This is a genomic window from Acinetobacter sp. YH16051, from assembly GCF_013417135.1.
In the GTDB taxonomy this organism is placed as follows: Bacteria; Pseudomonadota; Gammaproteobacteria; order Pseudomonadales; family Moraxellaceae; genus Acinetobacter; species Acinetobacter towneri.
Map to the genome: position 1 here is coordinate 266,536 of NZ_VPEN01000001.1, position 21,628 is coordinate 288,163.

A 21,628-nucleotide genomic window follows, 5' to 3' on the forward strand; every position below is an offset into this window, starting at 1 on the left:
TAAAAAATACCCAGTTTATAAATAAAGCAGAAAAAGCCGATTTTTAAACTTGACTTTAGTCGGGTAAACTACAAAAATGCACACTTTAGTTTTATGTGCCTTAGATCGATCACCCTTCGAATAAGTGTCATGTCATGCAATGGGCAACTTCTCTAGCCGAGAAGCTGAACAAAGCTTATAAAATGTGTTTACCCCAACACATTTTAGATCTCATATTGCTTATACGGTAATCAGATCAGAAATTTTTCCTATTGCCATGAAAACTATGAAATATGTGTGCTATAACAGTGCAGGAATTAATGAACAAAACACTGCAGGTGTCTCCCATTTTGCAGTGACAAGACTAGGGTGAATCACGTTGGAACTTTTATCTGGTGGTGAAATGCTCGTTCGCGCATTGGCGGACGAAGGCGTTGAACATGTTTTTGGATACCCAGGCGGCGCAGTACTTCATATTTACGATGCGTTCTTTCAACAAGACAAAATTAATCATTACCTTGTGCGCCATGAGCAAGCTGCTGGTCATATGGCAGATGCCTACTCGCGCGTAACAGGTAAAACAGGTGTGGTACTGGTGACTTCAGGTCCAGGTGCAACCAACACGGTAACTCCAATTGCAACGGCTTATATGGACTCAATCCCAATGGTGATTTTGTCTGGTCAGGTTGCAACACACTTAATTGGTGAAGATGCCTTCCAAGAAACCGATATGGTGGGTATTTCACGTCCGATTGTAAAACACAGTTTCCAAGTGCGTCATGCAAGCGAAATTCCTTCAGTGATTAAGAAGGCATTCTATATTGCATCTTCAGGTCGTCCTGGTCCTGTGGTGGTTGATATTCCTAAGGATGCAACCAACCCAGCAGAAAAATTTGCTTACGAATACCCAGAAAAAGTGAAGATGCGTTCGTATCAACCACCGCATCGTGGTCACTCAGGTCAAATTCGCAAAGCAATTGATGAGCTATTAAATGCCAAACGTCCTGTGATTTATTCAGGCGGTGGTGTTGTACAAGGCAATGCTTCTGAGCAATTGACTGAACTTGCACACATCTTGGGCTTCCCTGTAACCAATACATTAATGGGCTTGGGCGCGTTCCCGGGTAATGATCCACAATTTATTGGTATGTTGGGCATGCATGGTACGTATGAAGCCAACATGACCATGCACAATGCCGATGTGATTTTGTGTATTGGTGCACGTTTTGATGATCGTGTAACCAATAACCCTGCAAAATTCTGTCCAAATGCCAAAGTCATTCATATTGACATTGACCCTGCGACAATTTCAAAAACCATCATGGCACACATTCCAATTGTAGGTGCGGTTGAACCTGTACTTCAGGAAATGTTGGTTCAATTGAAGCAATTAAATGTGTCCAAGCCAAACCCTGAAGCGATTGCTGCATGGTGGAATCAGATCAATGAATGGCGTAAAGTTCATGGTTTGAAATATGACAAACCAACCGATGGCACGATGAAGCCGCAACAAGTAGTTGAAGCTTTAGACAAAGTGACCAATGGTGATGCGATCATTACTTCTGACGTAGGTCAGCACCAAATGTTTGGCGCGAACTACTATAAGTACAAGCGTCCACGTCAATGGTTGAACTCTGGTGGTCTAGGTACTATGGGTGTAGGTTTACCGTATGCTATGGCGGCTAAACTGGCTTATCCAGATCAACAGGTTGTATGTATCACGGGTGAAGCATCGATTCAGATGTGTATCCAAGAGCTTTCTACCTGTAAGCAATATGGTTTAAACGTTAAGATCTTATGCTTGAATAACCAAGCTTTAGGTATGGTTAAACAATGGCAAGATATGAACTATGAAGGTCGTCACTCAAGTTCTTATGTTGACTCATTGCCTGACTTCCCTAAATTGATGGAAGCTTATGGTCACGTTGGTATTCAAATTAACCATGCCGATGAGCTTGAGTCTAAGCTTGCAGAAGCGATGGCGATTAATGACAAATGCGTATTCATTAACGTAATGGTTGACCGTACAGAGCACGTTTATCCGATGCAAATTGCGGGTCAATCCATGAAAGATATGTGGTTAGGTAAAGGGGAGCGCACAGAATGAGACACATTATTTCCGTTCTCGTTGAAAACGAATCAGGTGCGCTTTCTCGTTTAGTGGGTTTATTCTCTCAACGTGGTTATAACATTGAGACTTTAAACGTTGCACCAACCGAAGACCCAACACTTTCACGTTTAACGCTTACAACTTATGGTGATGATCATAAAATTGAGCAAATCACCAAACAACTGAATAAATTGGTTGAAGTGGTTAAAGTGGTCGACCTGTCAGAAGGTCCACATATTGAGCGTGAATTGATGCTGATTAAAGTAAAAGCGTCAGGTGCTGCACGTGCCGAAATTAAACGCACAGCAGACATCTTCCGTGGTCAAATTGTGGATGTCACACCAACGACTTATACGGTGCAGCTTGCGGGTACAACTGAAAAACTAGATGGTTTTATTGACGCGATTGCTGAAAACACCATTTTAGAAGTTGTGCGTTCAGGTGTGTCAGGTATCGCACGCGGCGAAAAAGTTTTAACCATTTAACTAAATTTCATAGTTAATTTTACTCATCGAATTCATTCCATCTCAAAGGATGGAGAGCTTACTCAAGTACTGAATAGACAAGTACTTGAGTAAGATAGGAATCCAAAGCATTTTAGCGGAGACAGCAATGCAAATTTTTTACGATAAAGACTGCGACTTATCTATCATTCAATCTAAGAAAGTAGCGATCATTGGTTACGGTTCACAAGGTCACGCGCACGCGCTTAACCTTAAAGATTCTGGCGTAGACGTAACTGTAGGTTTACGTGCTGGTTCTGCTTCTTGGAAAAAAGCTGAAAATTCGGGTCTTAAAGTTTCTGAAGTTCCTGCTGCTGTTGCTCAAGCTGACTTAGTTATGATTTTGACTCCAGATGAGTTCCAATCACAACTTTATCGTGACGTGATTGAGCCAAACATCAAGCAAGGCGCAACTTTAGCATTTGCTCACGGCTTCTCTGTACTTTATAACCAAGTTGTTCCACGTGCAGACTTAGATGTAATCATGGTTGCACCTAAAGCACCTGGTCACACTGTACGTTCTGAATTCCAACGTGGTTCAGGTGTTCCTGATCTTATCGCGATTCACCAAGATGCTTCTGGTAACGCGCGTAATGTTGCACTTTCTTACGCTTCAGGCGTGGGTGGTGGTCGTACTGGTATCATCGAAACTTCTTTCCGTGAAGAAACTGAAACTGACTTATTTGGTGAGCAAGCGGTTCTTTGTGGTGGTGCTGTTGAATTGGTTAAAATGGGCTTCGAAACTTTGGTTGAAGCTGGTTATGCGCCAGAAATGGCTTACTTCGAGTGCTTACACGAACTTAAATTGATCGTTGACTTGATGTTCGAAGGCGGTATCGCAGACATGAACTATTCAGTTTCTAACAACGCTGAATATGGTGAATATGTCACTGGTACTGAAGTGATTAACGAACAGTCTCGTGAAGCAATGCGTAATGCGCTTAAACGTATTCAATCTGGTGAATATGCGAAGATGTTCATCCAAGAAGGTGCGTTGAACTATCCATCTATGACTGCACGTCGTCGTCAAAACGCTGCACATGGTATCGAAGTAACTGGTAACAAGTTACGTGCAATGATGCCTTGGATTCAAGCAAACAAGATTGTAGATAAAGAAAAGAACTAAGTTACGTGCCTTAAGAAAAGTAAAGCAGTGCTTTACTTTTCTTTCGTACCTTGGATCCAAGCGAACAAGATTGTAGATAAAGAAAAGAACTAAGTTTTAATTTAATCTTTATCTTGAAAAGCCCTTATTTTATATAAGGGCTTTTTTATGGGGGGAGTAATTGCTGGAGCGTACCTTATATTTAAAATTCGTGTGCTGAGGGATGAGTTGTATGAGTGTTCTTAATCATCCATTCCAAATACATCACGCGTATAAACCTTATTTTGTACATCTTGCAACAATGAACATTTACGGTTACAGACAATTAAATCGGCACGTTGTTTAAACTCGGCTAAATCATGAATGATTTTAGAGTTGAGAAATTTTTTCTGCTGTAGCCCCGGTTCATAAATAATTACTTTAATCCCGTAAGCTTTGAGATATTGCATAACGCCTTGTATTGCCGAGGCACGAAAATTATCTGAACCGCTTTTCATAGTAAGTCTATAAATTCCGACTACTTTGGGTTCACGCTTACGAATGGATTCTGCAATAAATTCTTGACGGGTTTGGTTGGCGTCTACTACTGCTTTAATCAAGTTGCTAGGAACTTGCGCATAATTTGCAAGCAGTTGTTTGGTGTCTTTAGGGAGGCAGTATCCGCCATAACCAAAGGATGGATTGTTGTAAAACTGACCAATACGTGAGTCTAAACATACACCATCAATAATTTGTCGCGTGTCTAGATTATAAATTTGGGCATAAGTGTCCAATTCATTGAAGTAGGCAACACGCATGGCCAAGAAGGTGTTAGCAAATAACTTGATGGCTTCGGCTTCAGTGGAGTCTGTAAAAAGGATAGGACAGTCCTTTTTGATGGCGCCTTCTATAAGCATATTGGCAAATTGTTTTGCACGTTCAGATTTTTCACCTACGATAATCCGTGATGGGTAGAGATTGTCATGTAGGGCTTTGCCTTCACGTAAGAATTCAGGCGAAAAAATAATATTTCCAGTGTGATATTTTTTCTTAATCTGCTGGGTAAAGCCTACAGGTACAGTGGATTTGATCACCATGGTTGCCAAAGGATTAATAGCCAATACATCCTGAATGACTGCTTCAACACTTTGCGTATTGAAGTAATTGGTATCTGGGTCGTAGTCAGTAGGCGTAGCGATAATCACAAAATCTGCATGCTGATAGGCATCGACTTTGCAATGTGTGGCTTGAAAATTTAATTCTGATTTTGTTAAAAACTCAGAAATTTCAGGATCACGAATAGGAGATATTTTTTGATTAAGTAATTTAACTTTTTCTTCTAAGAGATCATAAGCCACGACCTGATGATGTTGAGCAAAAATCATGGCATTAGATAAACCGACGTAACCTGTACCTGCAATCGCAATTTTCATATTTAATATAGATTTTTGTAGATTTTATATGCCTTTAATGTGGTGAAAAATTATTCAAGCTCGATGACGGTTTGGTGAAGTTTATATTTCTATGAAAGATTTGCGTTAAACTGTGCAGAAATGAAAAGCAAGCATCTCAGTTATGCCGTGTTAATGGTATGATATTGAAATTGCACGGGTGGATAATGGATGCATGAACATGAATCAAAATGACCTAAAGGCTCAGGTAGATAATTTGACTGAGCAGAATGTTGTGATCTGTATGAAATGGGGCACAAAATACGGGTCTGAGTATGTGAATCGTCTTTATAATATGGTGAAGCGACATACCACAGTCGATTTTAAAATGGTGTGTTTGACGGATCGTACTGAAGGTATTGATTCAAATGTAGAATGTTTCCCGATTCCGCCACTTGCATTGCCTGAGGGCGCACCTGAACGTGGTTGGAACAAGCTTTCGACCTTTGAGCCAGATTTATATGGCTTAACAGGCAATGCCCTGTTTTTAGACCTAGATGTGGTGATTGTTGATAATATTGATAGTTTCTTTACCCATCCAGGTGACTTTTTGATTATTCATGACTGGAAGCGTCCGTGGCGTATTACGGGTAACAGTTCAGTATATCGTTTTAAGTTGGGGGCATTTCCTGGTTTATTGCCATATTTTCGTGAACATTTTGATGAAATTCGTCAAAAGTTCCGTAATGAGCAAGCATATTTATCTTGGTATGTGGATCAAGAGAAAAAGTTAACTTACTGGCCAGACAGTTGGTGCAAAAGTTATAAATATCATTGTTTGCAAAAAATTCCGATGGCTTATTTTAAGCCACCTGTAAAGCCAGATGGTGTAAAAATTATTATCTTCCATGGTGAAATTAACCCGCCTGATGCAATTCATGGTGGTGGGGGGAAATGGTATCGTTATGTATTACCATCGGATTGGATTAAAGAGGCTTGGCAGTAAGCTTTAGAGAATACTTATGCCTGTAAGAAAGAAAAGTAAGTTTGAGCAATGGTTTTCATTCAGTCGTCATCAACGCCGCTTTGGTGCAGATAAAGTATATGCACAATTCAATGATGTAGATCTGGATAAACTAAAGACGATAAGAATTGAAGGCACTGAGTTAACGTATACACATGGCTCAGCAAAAGATTTAAACGAGCATATCGAGCAATTGAAACAGGAATTTGTCGGGCAGCCTCAACTGAATCATTATCATGCCAGTTTGATTGTGCTGATTCGCCGTGAAGTCGATAGCCAAAATAATTATGCAAAATTTAAGGCTTTATGGCTGGCTGAACGAGATTTCCTGTTGCGTTCCTTAAATATTCGCTGGCTGATTTCTGCCTGCGATACTTTTATTGATTTTGATGAAGATGCCTGTTTAAAGGCAACGTTAATGAATGCTGTGGTTTTAATTAACACACTCAAGTTGCAAGAAACAGAGCGCTTTTTGTGTGATCAATCCATAACGGAGAATCCAAAACATCAGCAGTATTTACAGCATCAGCGTTATGCCTTGTTTGATGGGACCTCTGCATTTGCGGTAGGTACTGATGATACCCTGCGAAATATGCGCTGGCGTTTGGAACAGGTCTGTGAAATTCATCCACTTGGGCAAATTGTGATTGAGATTTTTGACCGTGTACAACGTAATGAGAATGACAATGTGTATTCACGTTTTAAGCAACGACATACGCGTGAGCGAACACGCTGGTGGTGATTTATGAATGTTTTTGTTATCAATTTGCCACAGTCAAAAGATAGACGTGAGTTTCAAGTAAAGCAGTTAGAGTGTTTGAAACTAGAATATACTTTTTTGGAAGCAGTATCTATTCATGATATTTCTGATGCTCAATATGAAGCACAAGGCTTTGGATGGCAGAGACCTCTAAAGAAGGTTGAGTTGGCTTGTTTTTTGAGCCATAAAAAAGCGTGGGAAATGGTTAGTCAGAGTAATACGGCAGCTTTAATTTTGGAAGATGATGCGATATTAGTGGCGGATATACAAAAAATATTAAAGGAGTTAGACGCGAGTTTTAATAATCATCAGCCAGATTTAATTAATCTCGAGGTCAGAAGCCGAAAAAAAATAATCGGAAAAATGCCCGTTTATAGTTCAAAGGAACTTAAATATAATTTATTTGAGTTATTTCAAGAGCGAACTGGTACAGGTGGCTATATTCTCTTTCCAACAGGCGCAAAGAAACTATTAGATAAGACAAAAAGAGTTGCACCAGCAACAGCAGATGCTTTTATTTTTAGTACGTATGAATTAAATGCTTATCAAATTGAGCCGGCGGCACTTATTCAAGAAGATCAAATGCCAATATATGGTTTAGTAGCACATGAACAGTTTGAATCTGTGATAGGGCGCTCAGAGCATTTTAAACCCGAGTATAAATCTATAGTAGAAAAGTTAAGCTTTAAAAAAAGACGCTTAATGGGGCAATTAGCAATGGCGATTCGTTATGTTCAGGTCATGTGGAAAGCAAAAAAGCGTGATATTCGTTTAGATCAGGATAAATTTAAGGTTGAATAAATGTGAGGTTGGTGATTTAACTTTTAAAATATGAGTGTATGCAAGAGCATGCTTTAAATGGCTAAAGATCATGCATATATAGTTATGCAACAACCTGAGTGTTATTTTGAGAAATTAATATGTCAAAACCTAGAATTATTTTAGCCATGCCAGATCATTTAGGGTTTAGCTACTTGATCTCGAAGAGTTTGGTACATCATGGTTTTGAAGTATTATACTTTGACCAAATGGTGTCACCTGAACCATTTAAATATCCAAATTTATTTTCACGTGTTTATAAGGGTTATCGTAAAACAATTTATAAAGATACTTCCTATAAAATAACTTTACGTGACGCAATCAACACCCAATATATAGATCAGCAGCTTAAGGCATGGGGGGGGTATACTGATTATACCTTGGTAATTCGCCCAGACATGTTTAGTGAAGGTGTGTTGGCCTTGCTGAAAGCACGTACACACAAAACCTTCGTTGGCTATCAATGGGATGGTTTAAATCGCTTTCCAAATGTTTTAAGCCATATTAAGCTATTTGATCGCTTCTTTGTGTTTGATCCGCAAGATTATCAAGACAATTACAATGCACGTATTTTACCCATCACGAATTTTTGTTTGGATGATGTATTGATCAATGAAAAAAAATTGTCAGATGATCGACGGCCTATCGTCTATTTTGTCGGGTATCATAATTCAAGTCGGCAACAGGCAGTTGAGCAGTTAGTGGGAGATTTGACTAACTACGATGTTGTGGTGAAGTGTTTTATTAATCACGCACCAGCCAGTGCATACAATGATTTGCCGATTACTAAGATTAAAGAAAAAATTGAGTTCAATGATAATTTGGTCAATGTACAGCAAGCTGATATTTTGATTGATTTAGTGATTAGTGCGCATACAGGTCTATCTTTCAGAACGTTTGAAGCACTGTTTTTTAAAAAGAAACTGATTACAAACAATGTATCAATTGTGCATTATGATTTTTATCACCCTGATAATATTTTAGTGTGGGATGGCAAAGATAATGCAGCGTTGGAAAGCTTTTTAGCACTACCTTATAATACGGCAATTGATGAAATTGCACGTAAATATCACTTTGGTAATTGGATTCGATATGTTTTAGATATGGGAGATTATATTCCAATTGATTTGCCTCAGATAAAGCCAATATTAAATGAACCATGTGTGCTTTGATGTCGGCATTGAGTGTACCAGAATGACCTCAGATATAAATTATTGAAGGATTGAACGTGAATATTATTGTTACTGGCGGTGCTGGCTTTATTGGATCAGCGGTAATTCGTCACATTATACAAAACACAGAACACCAAGTTTTGAATGTTGATAAGCTTACTTATGCTGGAAACCTTGAATCTTTAGAGGAAATTTCGAATAGTGAAAAATATCAGTTTTCCCAAACTGATATTTGTAATCGCGTGGCATTAGATCAATTATTTGAAGGCTTCCAGCCGGATGTGGTGATGCATCTTGCTGCTGAGTCACATGTAGATCGTTCAATTGATGGTCCAACAGCATTTATTCAAACTAATATAGTTGGAACCTATACTTTATTAGAAGCCGCTCGAAAGTATTGGATGAATCTTAATGCTGAAGCTCAACAAAATTTTCGCTTTCATCATATTTCAACAGATGAGGTTTATGGTGATCTTGAAGGTACTACAGATCTATTTACTGAAACTACTTCATACTCACCAAGCTCTCCATATTCTGCATCTAAAGCCAGTTCGGATCATTTAGTGCGTGCTTGGCATAGGACCTATGGTCTACCTGTAATTGTAACTAACTGCTCGAACAACTATGGCCCATATCATTTTCCTGAAAAGTTAATTCCATTGGTGATTCTAAATGCATTAGATGCTAAACCTTTGCCTGTATATGGTAATGGTCAGCAAATTCGGGATTGGTTATTTGTAGAAGATCATGCACGTGCTTTATATAAAGTGGTCACTGAGGGTGTTGTGGGGGAAACTTACAATATTGGTGGTCATAACGAAAAGCAGAATATTGAAGTGGTCAAAACTATCTGCAAAATTTTGGATGAGTTAAAGCCACAAGCCAACGGTCAAGCTTATGAGTCACTGATTACTTTTGTAAAAGACCGTCCTGGACATGATTTACGTTATGCAATTGATGCTACAAAGATTAAAAATGAACTGGGGTGGGTCCCTTTGGAAACGTTCGAAACTGGTATTCGAAAAACAGTAGAATGGTATTTAAATAATCAAGAATGGGTTGCTCATATTCAAAGTGGGGAATATCAAGCTTGGTTGGAAAAGCAATACAAGGCTAAGTAATGAAAATCTTATTGCTTGGGAAAAATGGACAAGTTGGTTGGGAGCTTCAGCGCTCTCTTGCGCCACTGGGTGAGGTGATTTCACTTGATCGAAATGGTTTAAGTCAATGGTGTGGTGATTTAAGTAACCCTGATCAAATCTATAAAACTATTTTGGAAATAGCGCCAAATGTTGTTGTGAATGCGAGTGCTTATACTGCTGTAGATTTGGCTGAAACAGAACAAGATATGGCTAATCTCATTAATCATGTGGCGGTAGGGAAGATAGCTGAGGCTTGTGCTCAAATTAAGGCACTTTTAGTGCATTATTCGACAGATTATGTTTTTGATGGTGAAGGTACATCCATATTTAATGAAACAGATGCACTGAAACCCTTGAATGTATATGGTAAAACAAAGGCTTTAGGTGAGCAGGCTATTAAAAATGCTCAATGCAATTTTTTAATATTCCGGACATCATGGGTTTTTGCTCAAAAAGGTAAAAATTTTTTAAAAACAATGCTTACTTTGGCTCAGCAGCGCGAAGAGTTATCTGTTATTAATGATCAAATTGGTGCTCCGACGTCAGCAGAGCTCATTGCTGATGTGAGTGCTCATGCTATTGTGCAGACATTGCGTGATCAGACTAAAATTGGTATTTACCATTTGGTTGCTGGTGGGGAAACATCATGGTTTGAGTACGCACAATATATATTTGAGCAAGCAAGAAAATTAGGTGTACATTTAGCTATTCAGAAAGTTAAACCAATACCTACAACAGCGTATCCGACACCCGCACAACGTCCACTTAATTCACGATTAAATAATCAAAAAATTCAACATGCTTTTCAAATTTATTTGCCAGACTGGAAAGTACATGTACAAAGAACTGTAACAGAGGTACTTCAGAAATGAGTATAAAGCGTAAAGGTATTATATTGGCAGGTGGTTCAGGAACCCGTTTGCATCCAATCACTAAAGGTGTATCTAAGCAACTCTTGCCAATTTATGATAAGCCAATGATTTATTATCCGTTATCTGTTCTGATGTTAGCAGGTATTCGTGAAGTTCTGATTATTTCAACTCCAGAAGATTTGCCTAATTTTGAGAAGTTGCTGGGTGATGGTTCACAATTTGGCATTGAATTAAGCTACAAGGTACAGCCCTCACCAGATGGTTTAGCGCAGGCTTTTTTAATTGGTGAAGAGTTTATTGGTGATGATCATGTTTGCTTAATCTTGGGGGATAATATTTATTATGGACAAAGTTTTGGCAAGCAACTGCATGCAGCCAATGACCTTGAAAGTGGTGCAACAGTTTTTGGTTATCATGTTACTGATCCAGAACGTTTTGGTGTAGTGGAATTTGATTCAACTGGTAGGGTGCTGAGTATTGAGGAAAAACCAACTCAACCAAAATCACCTTATGCTGTGACTGGTTTATATTTCTATGATAATCGCGTAGTAGAGTTTGCTAAACAGGTAAAACCGTCTGCACGTGGTGAATTAGAAATAACCGATATTAATAATGCCTATTTAAAAGATGGTTCACTTAATGTTGAATTGCTTGGGCGTGGTTTTGCATGGTTAGATACTGGAACACATGAGTCGCTACTTGAAGCGGGCCAGTTTGTGTACACGGTTGAAAAACGTCAATCATTAAAAGTGGCTTGTTTGGAGGAAATTGGCTTTCAGCAAGGTTGGATTTCTAAAGAACAGCTCAAAGAAAGTGCTGAAGCATTGAAGAAAACAGATTATGGCCAATACTTATTTAAATTATTGGATGAAGCAAAGTGAAGGTAGAAACAACTAAACTCGAGGGTCTACTGATTCTTCATCCCCAAGTTTTTGGAGATGAACGTGGTTGGTTTATGGAAAGTTTTAATCAGCAACGTTTTGAATCTGTATTTGAAGGATTGAATTTAGCAGTTCCAACTTTTGTGCAGGATAATCACTCACTATCTCAAAAAGGGGTATTACGTGGCCTGCATTATCAAAAACATCCATATTCTCAAGGTAAATTAGTTCGTGTAGTACAAGGTAGAGCCTGGGATGTCGCTGTAGATATTCGCCCTAATTCAGAAACTTATGGTGAATGGGTTGGGATTGAGTTGAGTGCAGAAAATAAAACGATGTTTTGGATTCCTGAAGGGTTTGCACATGGATTTATTGCACTAGAAGATAATACTCAGTTTCTTTATAAAACGACTAATTATTATCATAAAGAAAGTGAAGGTGCTATTATTTGGAATGATCCAACCCTGAACATTCAGTGGCCATTAGACCAAGTAGGTAAAGTTGTGGTGAGTGAAAAAGATAGATGTTCACAGTATTTTGATAAAAAAAGCCTTTAAGAATAAAGGCTTTTTAAACTAATATTTTGTGAAGTGAATGTTGTTAGTTGGCCTTTTTTTACTTTTGATATAACTAAATTGTATAAATGAAAATAAAGTTATAACTCTTTTAAATTCATTTAATCTTTCACGATGAAATATAAATTTAGTGAAAGATGTAATAAAATCATTGCGAATAGACTTTTTTATAGAAGTTTGAACTCTAATATTGTCTAACATTTCTATAGATTTTTTGTTTGTAGTAAATAGGCGAATAATTTGTTCAAAATTGGCATTCTTTACGTAACCGCAGACCCAATTAACTAACAAAGGAGGGATTTCCTTGTTTGGCCAATATCTTTCCCAAACTTCAGTTACAATTTTAATTTGTCTAGCTGAATTTTTATGAATATTGTTGTCGTGAAGACGGTAAAAAATATTATTATTGTTAATTATTTTAAAAGACCAATCAGAATGTATTTTTAAGTAGTTAAACAGTTTTATTCTTAAAACTATGTCATCACCAGTCATGTCGATATCAAAACCATGAATTGAGTCAATTATAGATTTTCTAAATATTGATCCTTGTAGATAAAAGGCTCCCAATTGCTCATATTCTAGACGGATTAAATCTTCGATTTGAGGGTTTTTAATTTTACTTAGTTGTAACTCACCTGGGCGAGTTTCATCAACATATCCTAAGTGATTAATTGAGAGTGCTTTACTAGAAGCTATAAATGCGAGATTTGATTTGCTATTTAACTCATTTATTTGCTGTAACATAACCTTTGAGTGAAATACATCATCAAGAGATATAAATGTAATTAAATCCCCCTTAGATTCTCTAATGGCATTATTAAAGTTTAGACCAATATTTCCAGTATTATGTTGACTAATGATTTTTAATGGAAGAGGATAAGTTTCTTTTATATCCTCTAAAACTTTGATACTGTCATCACTAGATCCATCATCAATAACTATAACTTCAATATTTTCATAATGAATATTGAGAATTGAGTCTAGATTGTCTTTGATAAAATCTGCATGATTAAATCCTAAACAACAAATTGACAAAAGACTTTTATTTATGGAAGGCATTTATATACTCAATAATTCGTAGTGTTTCATTAAGGGTTAAAGTTGGTCCAATTGGTAAGCTTAAGACCTCGCTATGTATTAATTCCGAAATAGGTAAACATATATTATTCCATTCTTTATATGCTTGTTGTTTGTGAGGGGGGATTGGATAATGAATTAATGTTTGAATACCGTGATCTAATAAATAGCTTTGTAATTCATCACGTTTATTGGAGCGGATTACAAATAAATGCCAAACATGCTGTGTATACGATTCAGCATTAACATTGCTTAAAGGAAGTTGAATTAAAGGATTTTTGATTCCATTTAAATATAGGTTAGCAATGTAGCGTCTATGATTTATTTCATGGTCTAGATATTTTAGCTTGACATCTAGCATTGCTGCCTGGATTTCGTCTAGTCGGCTATTCACACCAGGAACTAAATTTTTATACTTTTCATGCGACCCATAATTACGCAATGCTTTTAACATGTTAGCCAATTCAGCATCATTGGTCGTAACCGCACCCGCATCACCTAATGCACCTAAGTTTTTCCCAGGATAAAAACTAAAGCCAGATGCAGTTCCCCAGTTACCTGCTTTTTTCCCTTGTAGTTGTGCACCATGGCTTTGTGCTGAATCTTCTAAAACTAATAGATTATGCTGTTTGGCAATTTGCATAATTTTTGGCATATCTGCAAGTTGCCCATATAAATGTACAGGTAAAATGGCACGAGTTCTAGTTGAGATTGCTTGTTTAATTTTAACAGGGTCAATATTATAGGTATTAATATCGGGTTCGACCAATACAGGCATTAAGTTATTAGCTGTAATAGCAAGAATACTAGCAATATAAGTATTTGATGGAACAATAACCTCATCACCATCTTGAAGTTTACCTAACTCTTTCCATGCACGTAATGTAAGAATTAGTGCATCTAAGCCGTTTGCTACACCTACAGCGAACTGTGTGCCACAATAATTAGCAAAGTTGTTTTCAAAACTCTCTAACTCTTTACCACCAATATACCAACCAGAATCTATAACACGTGTGCAAGCATTAATTAATTCTTCACGATGTTCTGCATTAATTGTTTTTAAATCCAGAAAGTTAATCACCTTGTACGTATCCTATAATTTTTGCAGGATTACCTGCTACAATGGAAAAAGCAGGTACATCTTTTGTTACTACAGCGCCAGCACCAATCAAGCTATATCGCCCAATTTTCAAGCCTGGCAAGATAGTGGCATTAGCTCCAATAGAAGCTCCTTTCTCTACAAGTGTTGATAAAAAGTGATCAGGATAATGTTTTGATTTGGGTTTTTTATCATTAGTAAAAGTAGCATTAGGACCAATGAATACATCATCTTCTATACGAATACCATCCCAAAGAAAGACTCCAGATTTGATAGTGACATTATTTCCAATAACAACATCATTTTCAATTAATGTATGAGCACAAATGTTGCAATTTTCACCAATTATTGATTGTTCTAAAATAACTGAAAATTGCCATATTCGTGTATTTTCTCCAATATTTTTTGTGCTTACATCACTTAATGGATGAATAAAGAAACTCATTATTTATCCTTTAATAGTTTTTAAAAATTCTTCATAGTCACGAATATAATCATTTTCGTTATAAAAATTATCCGCTAGAACCATTAGGACACAGTCCTCAGAAAAATCTGACATTTCTCGCCATATGCAAGACTCAATTAGTAAACCTTGTGCTGCATTATCTAAAAGAATCGATACTTTTTCATTTCCATCATCTAAAAGAAATCGACAAGACCCTTTTACAGCTATAGCAACTTGTTTTAGCTCTTTATGTGCATGAAAGCCTCTTATTACACCTTCTTTTGTGTTAAAAATGTAATATACGCGTTTGATTGGAAAAGGAATATTTTTATCTTGCTCTAGAGCAATTAAAGCCCCGCGGTCATCACCATGGGTTTGTAAAGGAATAAGTTTGATTTGCATATGATTCCATATTTAAACAGAGGAATAAAAATATATTTAGGTGGTTGTAAGGTAAAAAGTATTTTTTCCTCCCTCAATCTTCCTAAACCGCTTATACCCCCACAAATACTGCTCCGGAGCGTAATTAATCATGCGCTCCATTTCTTTGTTTAAGGTATCTACTGACAGTTGTAAATCTTTAGATAAAATATCAGCTGATAATTCAGTTACATAGATATCATAACCCGATAAATCATCACGTCTTAAACAACTTAACCCGATCACGGAACATTGGGTTTTTGCGGCTAGCTTAGAAAGCAAAGTTGAGGATAATGCATTTTGACCATAAAACGGAGAGTAAATTCCTCCAGACTCTTTAGGTACATGATCAGGTAAAATTGCAGAAAAACCACCTTGCTTCAAATGCTTAAATAGAGCACGTACACCTGTATCATCGGTAGGGACTAAAGTTGCATTCAAACGCTGACGAGCCTCTAACATAAAACGATCTAAATCTTTATTTTTGCTGGGTTTATACATAATGACAGGTGCAGTGTGTTGATTTACCCAAACATTTAGTAATTCCCAAGTTCCAAAATGAGGAACAACAGCCAAAGTGCCATTTGGGTTTTCTAAAGCTTTTAAAAATAAATCAGCACCATGAATATCCTGAATCAACGAGAGGGCATATTCTGTAGATGAGCCCCAAATTTTTACAGATTCCGTATACGTCATGCACTGACTCTTAAGACTTTTTTTAGTTAGGCTTTGTCTTTCCACATCTGTAAGTTCGGGATAAGCCGATTTTAAATTGATTTCGGTTGTGGTTCTTGCGGAAGAGTTTGAATAATACAGCAGGGAACCTACAGCTTTTGCCATAGATTGAATGATTCTTAACGGAAGACGAGAAAAATTCTTCAGCAAAGCATACATAAATAGAAATCTGAGTGCTATATATAGAAATTATTGTTTATCCGCATTCCCTGCCAACACCATATAAATCAGCCCCACAAAAATCACAAATGCACCGCCAATAGAACTTAAGCTAAAGTACAAAATACGGTCATTGGTGTCTAAGGCAAACAGATTATTGGCCAGAATATAACGCATGAATAACCATTGAGCGACAGCAAATACAATTAGCATAATGCCACGATTACGAACTGCAGGACGCATAGCCATAGTAACGCTCAACTAAAAATTCAAAACGAAGCGCTATTATGCCACTAGCTTAGCTTTATCTCAATTCATAAAAAACCCTGCAAATTTGCAGGGTTCTTCTCACATTCTCAAAACTTATTCTTGAGATTCTGCTTTTGGTTTTTCACGTAAACGAATACCTAAATCACGCAATTGAGTCGCTTCAACTGGTGCAGGTGCTTGAGTCAATGGACATTCAGCCGTCTTGGTTTTCGGGAAGGCAATCACATCACGAATAGACGATGCGCCTGTCATCAACATCACCAAACGGTCTAAACCAAATGCCAAACCACCGTGCGGAGGCGCACCGTATTTCAATGCATTCAACAAGAAACTGAATTTCTCTTCGGCTTCTTCTTCTTCAATACCTAAAGCTTCAAAAATCGCTTTTTGCATTTCTAAAGTATATATACGCAGTGAACCACCACCAATTTCGGTACCGTTCAATACCATGTCATACGCAACAGATAAAGCTTCACCTGGGTTGCTCTTTACATCTTCAACGCTTGATTTTGGCAAGGTGAATGGGTGATGCACAGAGGTCCATTTACCATCATCTGTTTCTTCAAACATTGGGAAGTCAACCACCCAAAGCGGTGCCCATTCGCAAGTTGCAAGTTTCAAATCGTGACCTATTTTGACACGCAGTGCGCCCATCGCATCGTTGACTACTTTGGCTTTATCTGCACCAAAGAATACGATGTCGCCATTTTCAGCGCCTACACGTTTTAATAAATCAAGCACGATTGGCTCAATAAATTTCACAATTGGAGATTGTAAGCCTTCGATGCCTTTTTCAAGCTCATTGACTTTAATATACGCCAAACCTTTCGCACCATAGATGCCAACAAATTTAGTGTATTCATCAATTGCACTACGTGGCAATGAACCCGCACCAGGAACACGAAGCGCAACAATACGACCTTTCGGATCTTTCGCTGGGCCAGCAAATACTTTGAACTCAACGTCTTGCATCAAGTCTGCAACGTCTACTAATTTCAGTGGAATACGCAGGTCTGGTTTATCAGACGCATAATCACGCATTGCTTCTGAATACGGCATACGTTGGAATTTGTCGAATTTCACGCCTAGAAGTTCATCGAACATCTTCACGGTCATGCCTTCCATCAAATCCATAATGTCATCGTCACTCATGAACGATGTTTCAATGTCGATTTGAGTAAATTCTGGCTGACGGTCTGCGCGTAAATCTTCATCACGGAAACATTTAGCGATTTGGTAATAACGGTCAATACCACCCACCATCAACAATTGTTTAAATAATTGTGGAGATTGTGGCAGCGCATAGAAGCTACCGTTAGATACACGGCTTGGCACTAAATAGTCACGCGCGCCTTCAGGGGTTGCACGTGTCAAAATTGGAGTTTCAACATCCAAGAAACCATGATCGTCTAAATAGTTGCGAATCAGGTTGGTCACTTTGGAACGGAAACGTAAGCGATCTAACATTTCTGGACGACGGATGTCCAAGAAACGGTATTTCAAACGAATTTCTTCTGAAATGTTGGTATTTTCATCGTTCAATGGGAACGGAGGCGTTTCAGATGCTGCAAGAACTTCAATTTCCTTGCCTAAAACTTCAATTTGTCCACTGACCATATTGGCATTTTCTGTGCCTGCATAGCGACGACGTACACGACCTGTGATTTTTAATACAAATTCTGAACGTGCTTTATCTGCAGTTGCAAATGCTTCTGGGGTATCTGGGTCAATTACGACTTGCACAAGACCATCACGGTCACGCATGTCTAGGAAAATTACACCACCGTGGTCACGACGACGGTGTACCCAACCACACAGGGTCACGGTTTGATCAATTTGAGCTTCGGTTAAAGAACCGCAATAATGAGTTCGCATCATAGCGTTAAAAATCCAACTATATGGGTTAAGGAAGCGAATACGTAAACAGCGCACCGCCTTTAGCAAAGGTAGGATTATGCCTCTTTGGGCATGTGGCTACAAGAACCTGCTGCAAAAACAGTGGGTTTTTACATGGAATGTGTCTGAAATAGGATAATGCAGCTAGATTCAGGATAAAGTGATGAGCTTTGGTTTATTTCATCTGTCTTTGCCGATCCAAAAACAAAAATAACAGACAACCTAAACTGAACATGAGTAATGCCCTTTGGCTAAACTCATTGATGGCACGCCCTGTAAAGTAATACAGTTCTTCCTGCCAAAGTGCATCGGGAATATGCCGTGCATAATCCCAAAGCGAGAAACAGCCCAAAGCGACAGACAGTGTAATAAGACCAACTGCATAACCCAGAACTTTGATGCTTACAGGTTTGATTTGCCGATGCTTCTTATAATAATGCAGGCTCATCCAAAATAAAAAAGGCAGGGCTAAAATAGAACTACCAATTTGCAAAATTCGATGCATCGGGTAAGTCTGAGCGCCCCATTGCACCGACTGTGCTAAAAAATCCTGAAAGGCAAAGCTGCGAAAGTCGTGATGGGTTAAACCATCCCAAATTAAATGCGTGGCATTCCCCAGTAATAAGCTGAAGATAGTCACTAAAATAAAGCCCAATACTGATGTTGCATGATTCAAATTTAGCGGGTGGTGTATTCCCACAAAACGATATAACGCAGGGCGATATACCAGATACCAAAGTGCACAGAACATAAGGCCTAAGAATAAGTTTGGATAAAACAAGGCCGACCATAAATGTGGCGTTGGGTCTTGGCGTAGGGTAAACAGGCGATGTAAATCTGGCAGCATACAGCCAATTGCAAGTGCAGCAATGGGTAGCCGTTGTCCAGAGAGTTTAGCTAGCGGTGGCGCAAGTACAGCATGAGATAAGGTAAAGGGCATACCAATAAAAAGAAGAATAAACGTCAGCAGAATTGAAGGCGTAGCTTAACTGAAAATACGGAATGAGAATGTTTTTTATTGCAATGCTATTGAAATGTTATATTATAACAATAATTATTTTTTGCTACTTTGAGCATGGGTCATGGCGTTCCATAAGAATTTAATAACAGTTTCAATTTTTGCAGTACTTAGTCCAGCAGCATTTGCCGATACAGATGCTACAAATACACAACTGGAAACGATTCAGCTACAAGCACATCCTTTGGTACAAACTGCGGCAGATTTCGCTGTAGCAGATCATGTGATTGATCAGAAAACGTTGGCAGAGCGCAGCACCACTATAGGTGATGCAATGGCAGATGAGCTAGGTGTTTATTCTAACCAATATGGTTCAGGCTCTAGCCGACCTGTCATTCGTGGGCAAGATGGCCCACGTGTTAAAGTGCTGCAACATGCTTCAGAAACGGCAGATGTTTCTACACTTTCACCCGACCATGCGGTAACGGTAGATCCAATTTTAGCCAAGCAAGTTGAAATTATTCGTGGGCCATCAACCTTACTTTATAGTGCGGGTACCGTAGGTGGTTTGGTCAATGTCACTGACCAAAAAATTCCAACGCAAATGCCAAATAATGGTTTAGAAGGACAAGTCGGTCTGCGTTATAACACAGGCAGTGATGAAAAACTGGCCAGCGCAGGTGTGACCGCAGCAATTGGTGATCAGTTTGCGCTGCGTATTGAAGGTTCAAAACGTAAAGCCAATGATTACATCACTCCAAATTATTGGGTAGAGCATCATCATACAGAAGTACATGTTGAACCAGATGGCTCAACCCATACACATGAACATGAAGAGTTGGTAAAAGAACGCCGTGTAGACAATACCTTTGCCGAAGGCCAAACGGTGAATATTGGTGGATCATGGATTCATGATCGTGGTTTTGTAGGTGTGTCATACAGTAACCGTCAAGACAAATATGGTTTGCCTGGGCATAGTCATGAATATCATGGTTGTGGACCAGATCATGACAATCGAAATATCATTAAATGCCCTTCTCATGAGGGAGACGACGATGAACATGCGCATGGCGGTCCATGGGTTGATCTAGAATCACACCGTTATGATTTGCGTACCGAACTTGATCAGCCCTTTGCAGGCTTTGATAAACTTCGTGCGCATGCCAGTTTTACAGATTATGAGCATGATGAATTAGAAGAAAATAAAGTCATCAGTAACTTTAAAAGCAAAGGCTATGATGCACGTTTAGAATTGGTGCACAACCCCCTTGCAGGCTGGGAAGGTGTGTTTGGTACACAGTTTAGCCAGCATGAAATTGATTTGACTGGTCAGAAGGAAAAACATGGTGATCATTATCATGAAGCAGTACCTATGCCAGATACGAAAACACAAAAATACAGCTTATTTGGTTTAGAGCATAAACAATTTGGTGATGTACATGTGGAACTTGGTGCGCGTGTCGATCATCAAAAAGTGAAAGCAGATTCGGATAAAAAAGATTATTCAGGTACTGGTGTATCTGCTTCTGCTGCAGCCAATTGGCAGTTTGCACCCAACTATAAATTATCCCTTACAGGTTCACATCAGCAGCGTTTACCATTGGCGCAAGAGCTTTATGCCAATGGAATCCACTTTGCAACCAACACCTATGAGCGTGGGAATGCGAATTTAGATGTGGAAAAGTCGAATAATTTAGAACTTGGTTTGCACTATGAAGCTGACAAACTCGATTATTCATTACATGTGTATCATAACTGGTTTGATAACTATATTTATGGTGCGACTACTGACCATAAGGAAACTTTCCGTTTAATTGATTATCAACAAGACAAAGCCAAGTTTTATGGTACAGAAGCCAAGCTAGGGTATCAGATTAGCTCAGATTATAAACTCAGTGTGTTTGGTGATTATGTGCGTGGTGAAATTGACAATCAAAATGCACCACGTGTACCTGCAGGGCGTTTGGGGACTAAGGTGGATGCCAACTTTGCCGACGGTTGGTCGGGTATGGCGGAATACTACCGTGTATTCAAACAAGACAAAATTGCTGCTTATGAGCAAGAAACAGCAGGCTATAATATGGTCAATGTTGGTGTGGCTTATGCGGGCAACTATGCCAACAAACAAGATTACCGTGTGTATTTTAAAGCCAACAACTTGCTCGATGATGAAGTGTATTCACATACCTCATTCTTGTCGAATATTCCACAAGTGGGTCGTAACTTTACAGTAGGCGTGGAATTTGGCTTCTAAAAT

The 21,628-nt window shown here is 38.5% G+C and carries 21 protein-coding genes; 12 read left to right on the plus strand and 9 right to left on the minus strand.

Annotation, left to right across the window (positions count from 1 at the left end; genetic code table 11):
* The first annotated feature begins 358 nt into the window (after positions 1-358).
* The 3 genes from FTV41_RS01310 (at position 359) to ilvC (ending at position 3,718) form a co-directional block, all read left to right on the plus strand.
* Positions 359-2,086, plus strand: coding sequence for an acetolactate synthase 3 large subunit (locus FTV41_RS01310; protein WP_096902629.1), 1,728 nt, complete (start codon positions 359-361; stop codon positions 2,084-2,086).
* The gene (ilvN, locus tag FTV41_RS01315) at positions 2,083-2,574 is read left to right on the plus strand and encodes an acetolactate synthase small subunit (RefSeq protein WP_004974986.1); all 492 of its coding nucleotides are present in this window, start codon (positions 2,083-2,085) and stop codon (positions 2,572-2,574) included. Before FTV41_RS01310 ends, ilvN begins: the two co-directional genes overlap by 4 nt.
* 127 nt (positions 2,575-2,701) lie before the next feature.
* Positions 2,702-3,718, plus strand: a complete 1,017-nt coding sequence (gene ilvC / locus FTV41_RS01320; RefSeq protein WP_004974988.1) for a ketol-acid reductoisomerase — start codon at positions 2,702-2,704, stop codon at positions 3,716-3,718.
* Between the two features lie 221 nt (positions 3,719-3,939).
* On the opposite strand, the gene FTV41_RS01325 is transcribed toward ilvC, so the two are convergent.
* Entirely contained in the window at positions 3,940-5,109 is a 1,170-nt protein-coding gene (locus FTV41_RS01325) for a nucleotide sugar dehydrogenase (protein ID WP_179990008.1), read from the minus strand.
* Between the two features lie 193 nt (positions 5,110-5,302).
* On the opposite strand from FTV41_RS01325, the gene FTV41_RS01330 reads away from it, so the two are divergent.
* From FTV41_RS01330 to rfbC, 8 genes are all read left to right on the plus strand, one after another.
* Positions 5,303-6,073 (plus strand): glycosyltransferase, encoded by a 771-nt coding sequence (locus tag FTV41_RS01330; RefSeq protein ID WP_179990006.1) that lies wholly within the window; start codon positions 5,303-5,305, stop codon positions 6,071-6,073.
* Between the two features lie 16 nt (positions 6,074-6,089).
* Positions 6,090-6,833 (plus strand): hypothetical protein, encoded by a 744-nt coding sequence (locus tag FTV41_RS01335; RefSeq protein WP_179995966.1) that lies wholly within the window; start codon positions 6,090-6,092, stop codon positions 6,831-6,833.
* A 3-nt stretch (positions 6,834-6,836) separates the two neighbouring features.
* A complete protein-coding gene (locus FTV41_RS01340) occupies positions 6,837-7,652 on the plus strand; it encodes a glycosyltransferase family 25 protein (protein ID WP_179995967.1) in 816 nt (271 codons plus the stop codon).
* A gap of 119 nt (positions 7,653-7,771) precedes the next feature.
* Entirely contained in the window at positions 7,772-8,842 is a 1,071-nt protein-coding gene (locus FTV41_RS01345; RefSeq protein ID WP_168407034.1) for a hypothetical protein, read from the plus strand.
* Positions 8,843-8,898: 56 nt separating this feature from the next.
* Entirely contained in the window at positions 8,899-9,963 is a 1,065-nt protein-coding gene (gene rfbB / locus FTV41_RS01350; protein WP_179995968.1) for a dTDP-glucose 4,6-dehydratase, read from the plus strand.
* A complete protein-coding gene (gene rfbD, locus FTV41_RS01355; RefSeq protein WP_179995969.1) occupies positions 9,963-10,856 on the plus strand; it encodes a dTDP-4-dehydrorhamnose reductase in 894 nt (297 codons plus the stop codon). Before rfbB ends, rfbD begins: the two co-directional genes overlap by 1 nt.
* Complete coding sequence (rfbA, locus tag FTV41_RS01360; RefSeq protein ID WP_179995970.1) at positions 10,853-11,737, plus strand: glucose-1-phosphate thymidylyltransferase RfbA; 885 nt, start codon at positions 10,853-10,855, stop codon at positions 11,735-11,737. Before rfbD ends, rfbA begins: the two co-directional genes overlap by 4 nt.
* Positions 11,734-12,294, plus strand: coding sequence for a dTDP-4-dehydrorhamnose 3,5-epimerase (gene rfbC / locus FTV41_RS01365; RefSeq protein WP_179995971.1), 561 nt, complete (start codon positions 11,734-11,736; stop codon positions 12,292-12,294). Before rfbA ends, rfbC begins: the two co-directional genes overlap by 4 nt.
* Positions 12,295-12,312: 18 nt before the next feature.
* Here rfbC and FTV41_RS01370 read toward each other — a convergent pair whose 3' ends face one another.
* From FTV41_RS01370 to FTV41_RS01405, 8 genes are all read right to left on the minus strand, one after another.
* Positions 12,313-13,371 carry a glycosyltransferase family A protein gene (locus tag FTV41_RS01370; protein WP_179995972.1) on the minus strand — a complete coding sequence of 353 codons (1,059 nt, stop codon included), beginning with the start codon at positions 13,369-13,371 and terminating at the stop codon, positions 12,313-12,315.
* Positions 13,355-14,470: a DegT/DnrJ/EryC1/StrS aminotransferase family protein gene (locus FTV41_RS01375; RefSeq protein WP_179995973.1), complete on the minus strand. Its 1,116-nt coding sequence runs from the start codon at positions 14,468-14,470 to the stop codon at positions 13,355-13,357. Before FTV41_RS01375 ends, FTV41_RS01370 begins: the two co-directional genes overlap by 17 nt.
* Positions 14,463-14,933 carry an acyltransferase gene (locus FTV41_RS15320; RefSeq protein ID WP_179995974.1) on the minus strand — a complete coding sequence of 157 codons (471 nt, stop codon included), beginning with the start codon at positions 14,931-14,933 and terminating at the stop codon, positions 14,463-14,465. The genes FTV41_RS01375 and FTV41_RS15320 overlap by 8 nt, the downstream gene beginning before the upstream one ends.
* Positions 14,934-14,936: 3 nt before the next feature.
* Positions 14,937-15,335, minus strand: a complete 399-nt coding sequence (locus FTV41_RS15325; RefSeq protein WP_179995975.1) for an FdtA/QdtA family cupin domain-containing protein — start codon at positions 15,333-15,335, stop codon at positions 14,937-14,939.
* A gap of 36 nt (positions 15,336-15,371) precedes the next feature.
* Positions 15,372-16,247 (minus strand): lysophospholipid acyltransferase family protein, encoded by an 876-nt coding sequence (locus tag FTV41_RS01390; protein WP_179995976.1) that lies wholly within the window; start codon positions 16,245-16,247, stop codon positions 15,372-15,374.
* A gap of 30 nt (positions 16,248-16,277) precedes the next feature.
* Entirely contained in the window at positions 16,278-16,496 is a 219-nt protein-coding gene (locus tag FTV41_RS01395) for a hypothetical protein (protein ID WP_034686420.1), read from the minus strand.
* 114 nt (positions 16,497-16,610) lie between these two features.
* Entirely contained in the window at positions 16,611-18,395 is a 1,785-nt protein-coding gene (aspS, locus tag FTV41_RS01400; RefSeq protein ID WP_179995977.1) for an aspartate--tRNA ligase, read from the minus strand.
* A gap of 193 nt (positions 18,396-18,588) precedes the next feature.
* A complete protein-coding gene (locus FTV41_RS01405) occupies positions 18,589-19,353 on the minus strand; it encodes a DUF4184 family protein (RefSeq protein WP_168418557.1) in 765 nt (254 codons plus the stop codon).
* 142 nt (positions 19,354-19,495) lie between these two features.
* Between FTV41_RS01405 and znuD the strand changes: the two genes are divergently transcribed.
* Positions 19,496-21,625 (plus strand): zinc piracy TonB-dependent receptor ZnuD, encoded by a 2,130-nt coding sequence (gene znuD / locus FTV41_RS01410; protein WP_179995978.1) that lies wholly within the window; start codon positions 19,496-19,498, stop codon positions 21,623-21,625.
* The last annotated feature ends 3 nt before the right edge of the window (positions 21,626-21,628 follow it).

Bases quoted from the DNA above. Each gene is read 5' to 3' on its own strand.
- znuD (WP_179995978.1), top strand. From the start codon at position 19,496: ATGGCGTTCCATAAGAATTTAATAACAGTTTCAATTTTTGCAGTACTT.
- rfbA (WP_179995970.1), top strand. From the start codon at position 10,853: ATGAGTATAAAGCGTAAAGGTATTATATTGGCAGGTGGTTCAGGAACC.
- FTV41_RS01340 (WP_179995967.1), top strand. From the start codon at position 6,837: ATGAATGTTTTTGTTATCAATTTGCCACAGTCAAAAGATAGACGTGAG.
- FTV41_RS01395 (WP_034686420.1), bottom strand. From the start codon at position 16,496: ATGGCTATGCGTCCTGCAGTTCGTAATCGTGGCATTATGCTAATTGTA.
- FTV41_RS01345 (WP_168407034.1), top strand. From the start codon at position 7,772: ATGTCAAAACCTAGAATTATTTTAGCCATGCCAGATCATTTAGGGTTT.
- FTV41_RS15325 (WP_179995975.1), bottom strand. From the start codon at position 15,335: ATGCAAATCAAACTTATTCCTTTACAAACCCATGGTGATGACCGCGGG.
- FTV41_RS01325 (WP_179990008.1), bottom strand. From the start codon at position 5,109: ATGAAAATTGCGATTGCAGGTACAGGTTACGTCGGTTTATCTAATGCC.
- FTV41_RS01370 (WP_179995972.1), bottom strand. From the start codon at position 13,371: ATGCCTTCCATAAATAAAAGTCTTTTGTCAATTTGTTGTTTAGGATTT.
- FTV41_RS15320 (WP_179995974.1), bottom strand. From the start codon at position 14,933: ATGAGTTTCTTTATTCATCCATTAAGTGATGTAAGCACAAAAAATATT.
- FTV41_RS01390 (WP_179995976.1), bottom strand. From the start codon at position 16,247: ATGTATGCTTTGCTGAAGAATTTTTCTCGTCTTCCGTTAAGAATCATT.
- ilvC (WP_004974988.1), top strand. From the start codon at position 2,702: ATGCAAATTTTTTACGATAAAGACTGCGACTTATCTATCATTCAATCT.
- rfbD (WP_179995969.1), top strand. From the start codon at position 9,963: ATGAAAATCTTATTGCTTGGGAAAAATGGACAAGTTGGTTGGGAGCTT.
- FTV41_RS01405 (WP_168418557.1), bottom strand. From the start codon at position 19,353: ATGCCCTTTACCTTATCTCATGCTGTACTTGCGCCACCGCTAGCTAAA.
- FTV41_RS01330 (WP_179990006.1), top strand. From the start codon at position 5,303: ATGAACATGAATCAAAATGACCTAAAGGCTCAGGTAGATAATTTGACT.
- ilvN (WP_004974986.1), top strand. From the start codon at position 2,083: ATGAGACACATTATTTCCGTTCTCGTTGAAAACGAATCAGGTGCGCTT.
- FTV41_RS01335 (WP_179995966.1), top strand. From the start codon at position 6,090: ATGCCTGTAAGAAAGAAAAGTAAGTTTGAGCAATGGTTTTCATTCAGT.
- aspS (WP_179995977.1), bottom strand. From the start codon at position 18,395: ATGATGCGAACTCATTATTGCGGTTCTTTAACCGAAGCTCAAATTGAT.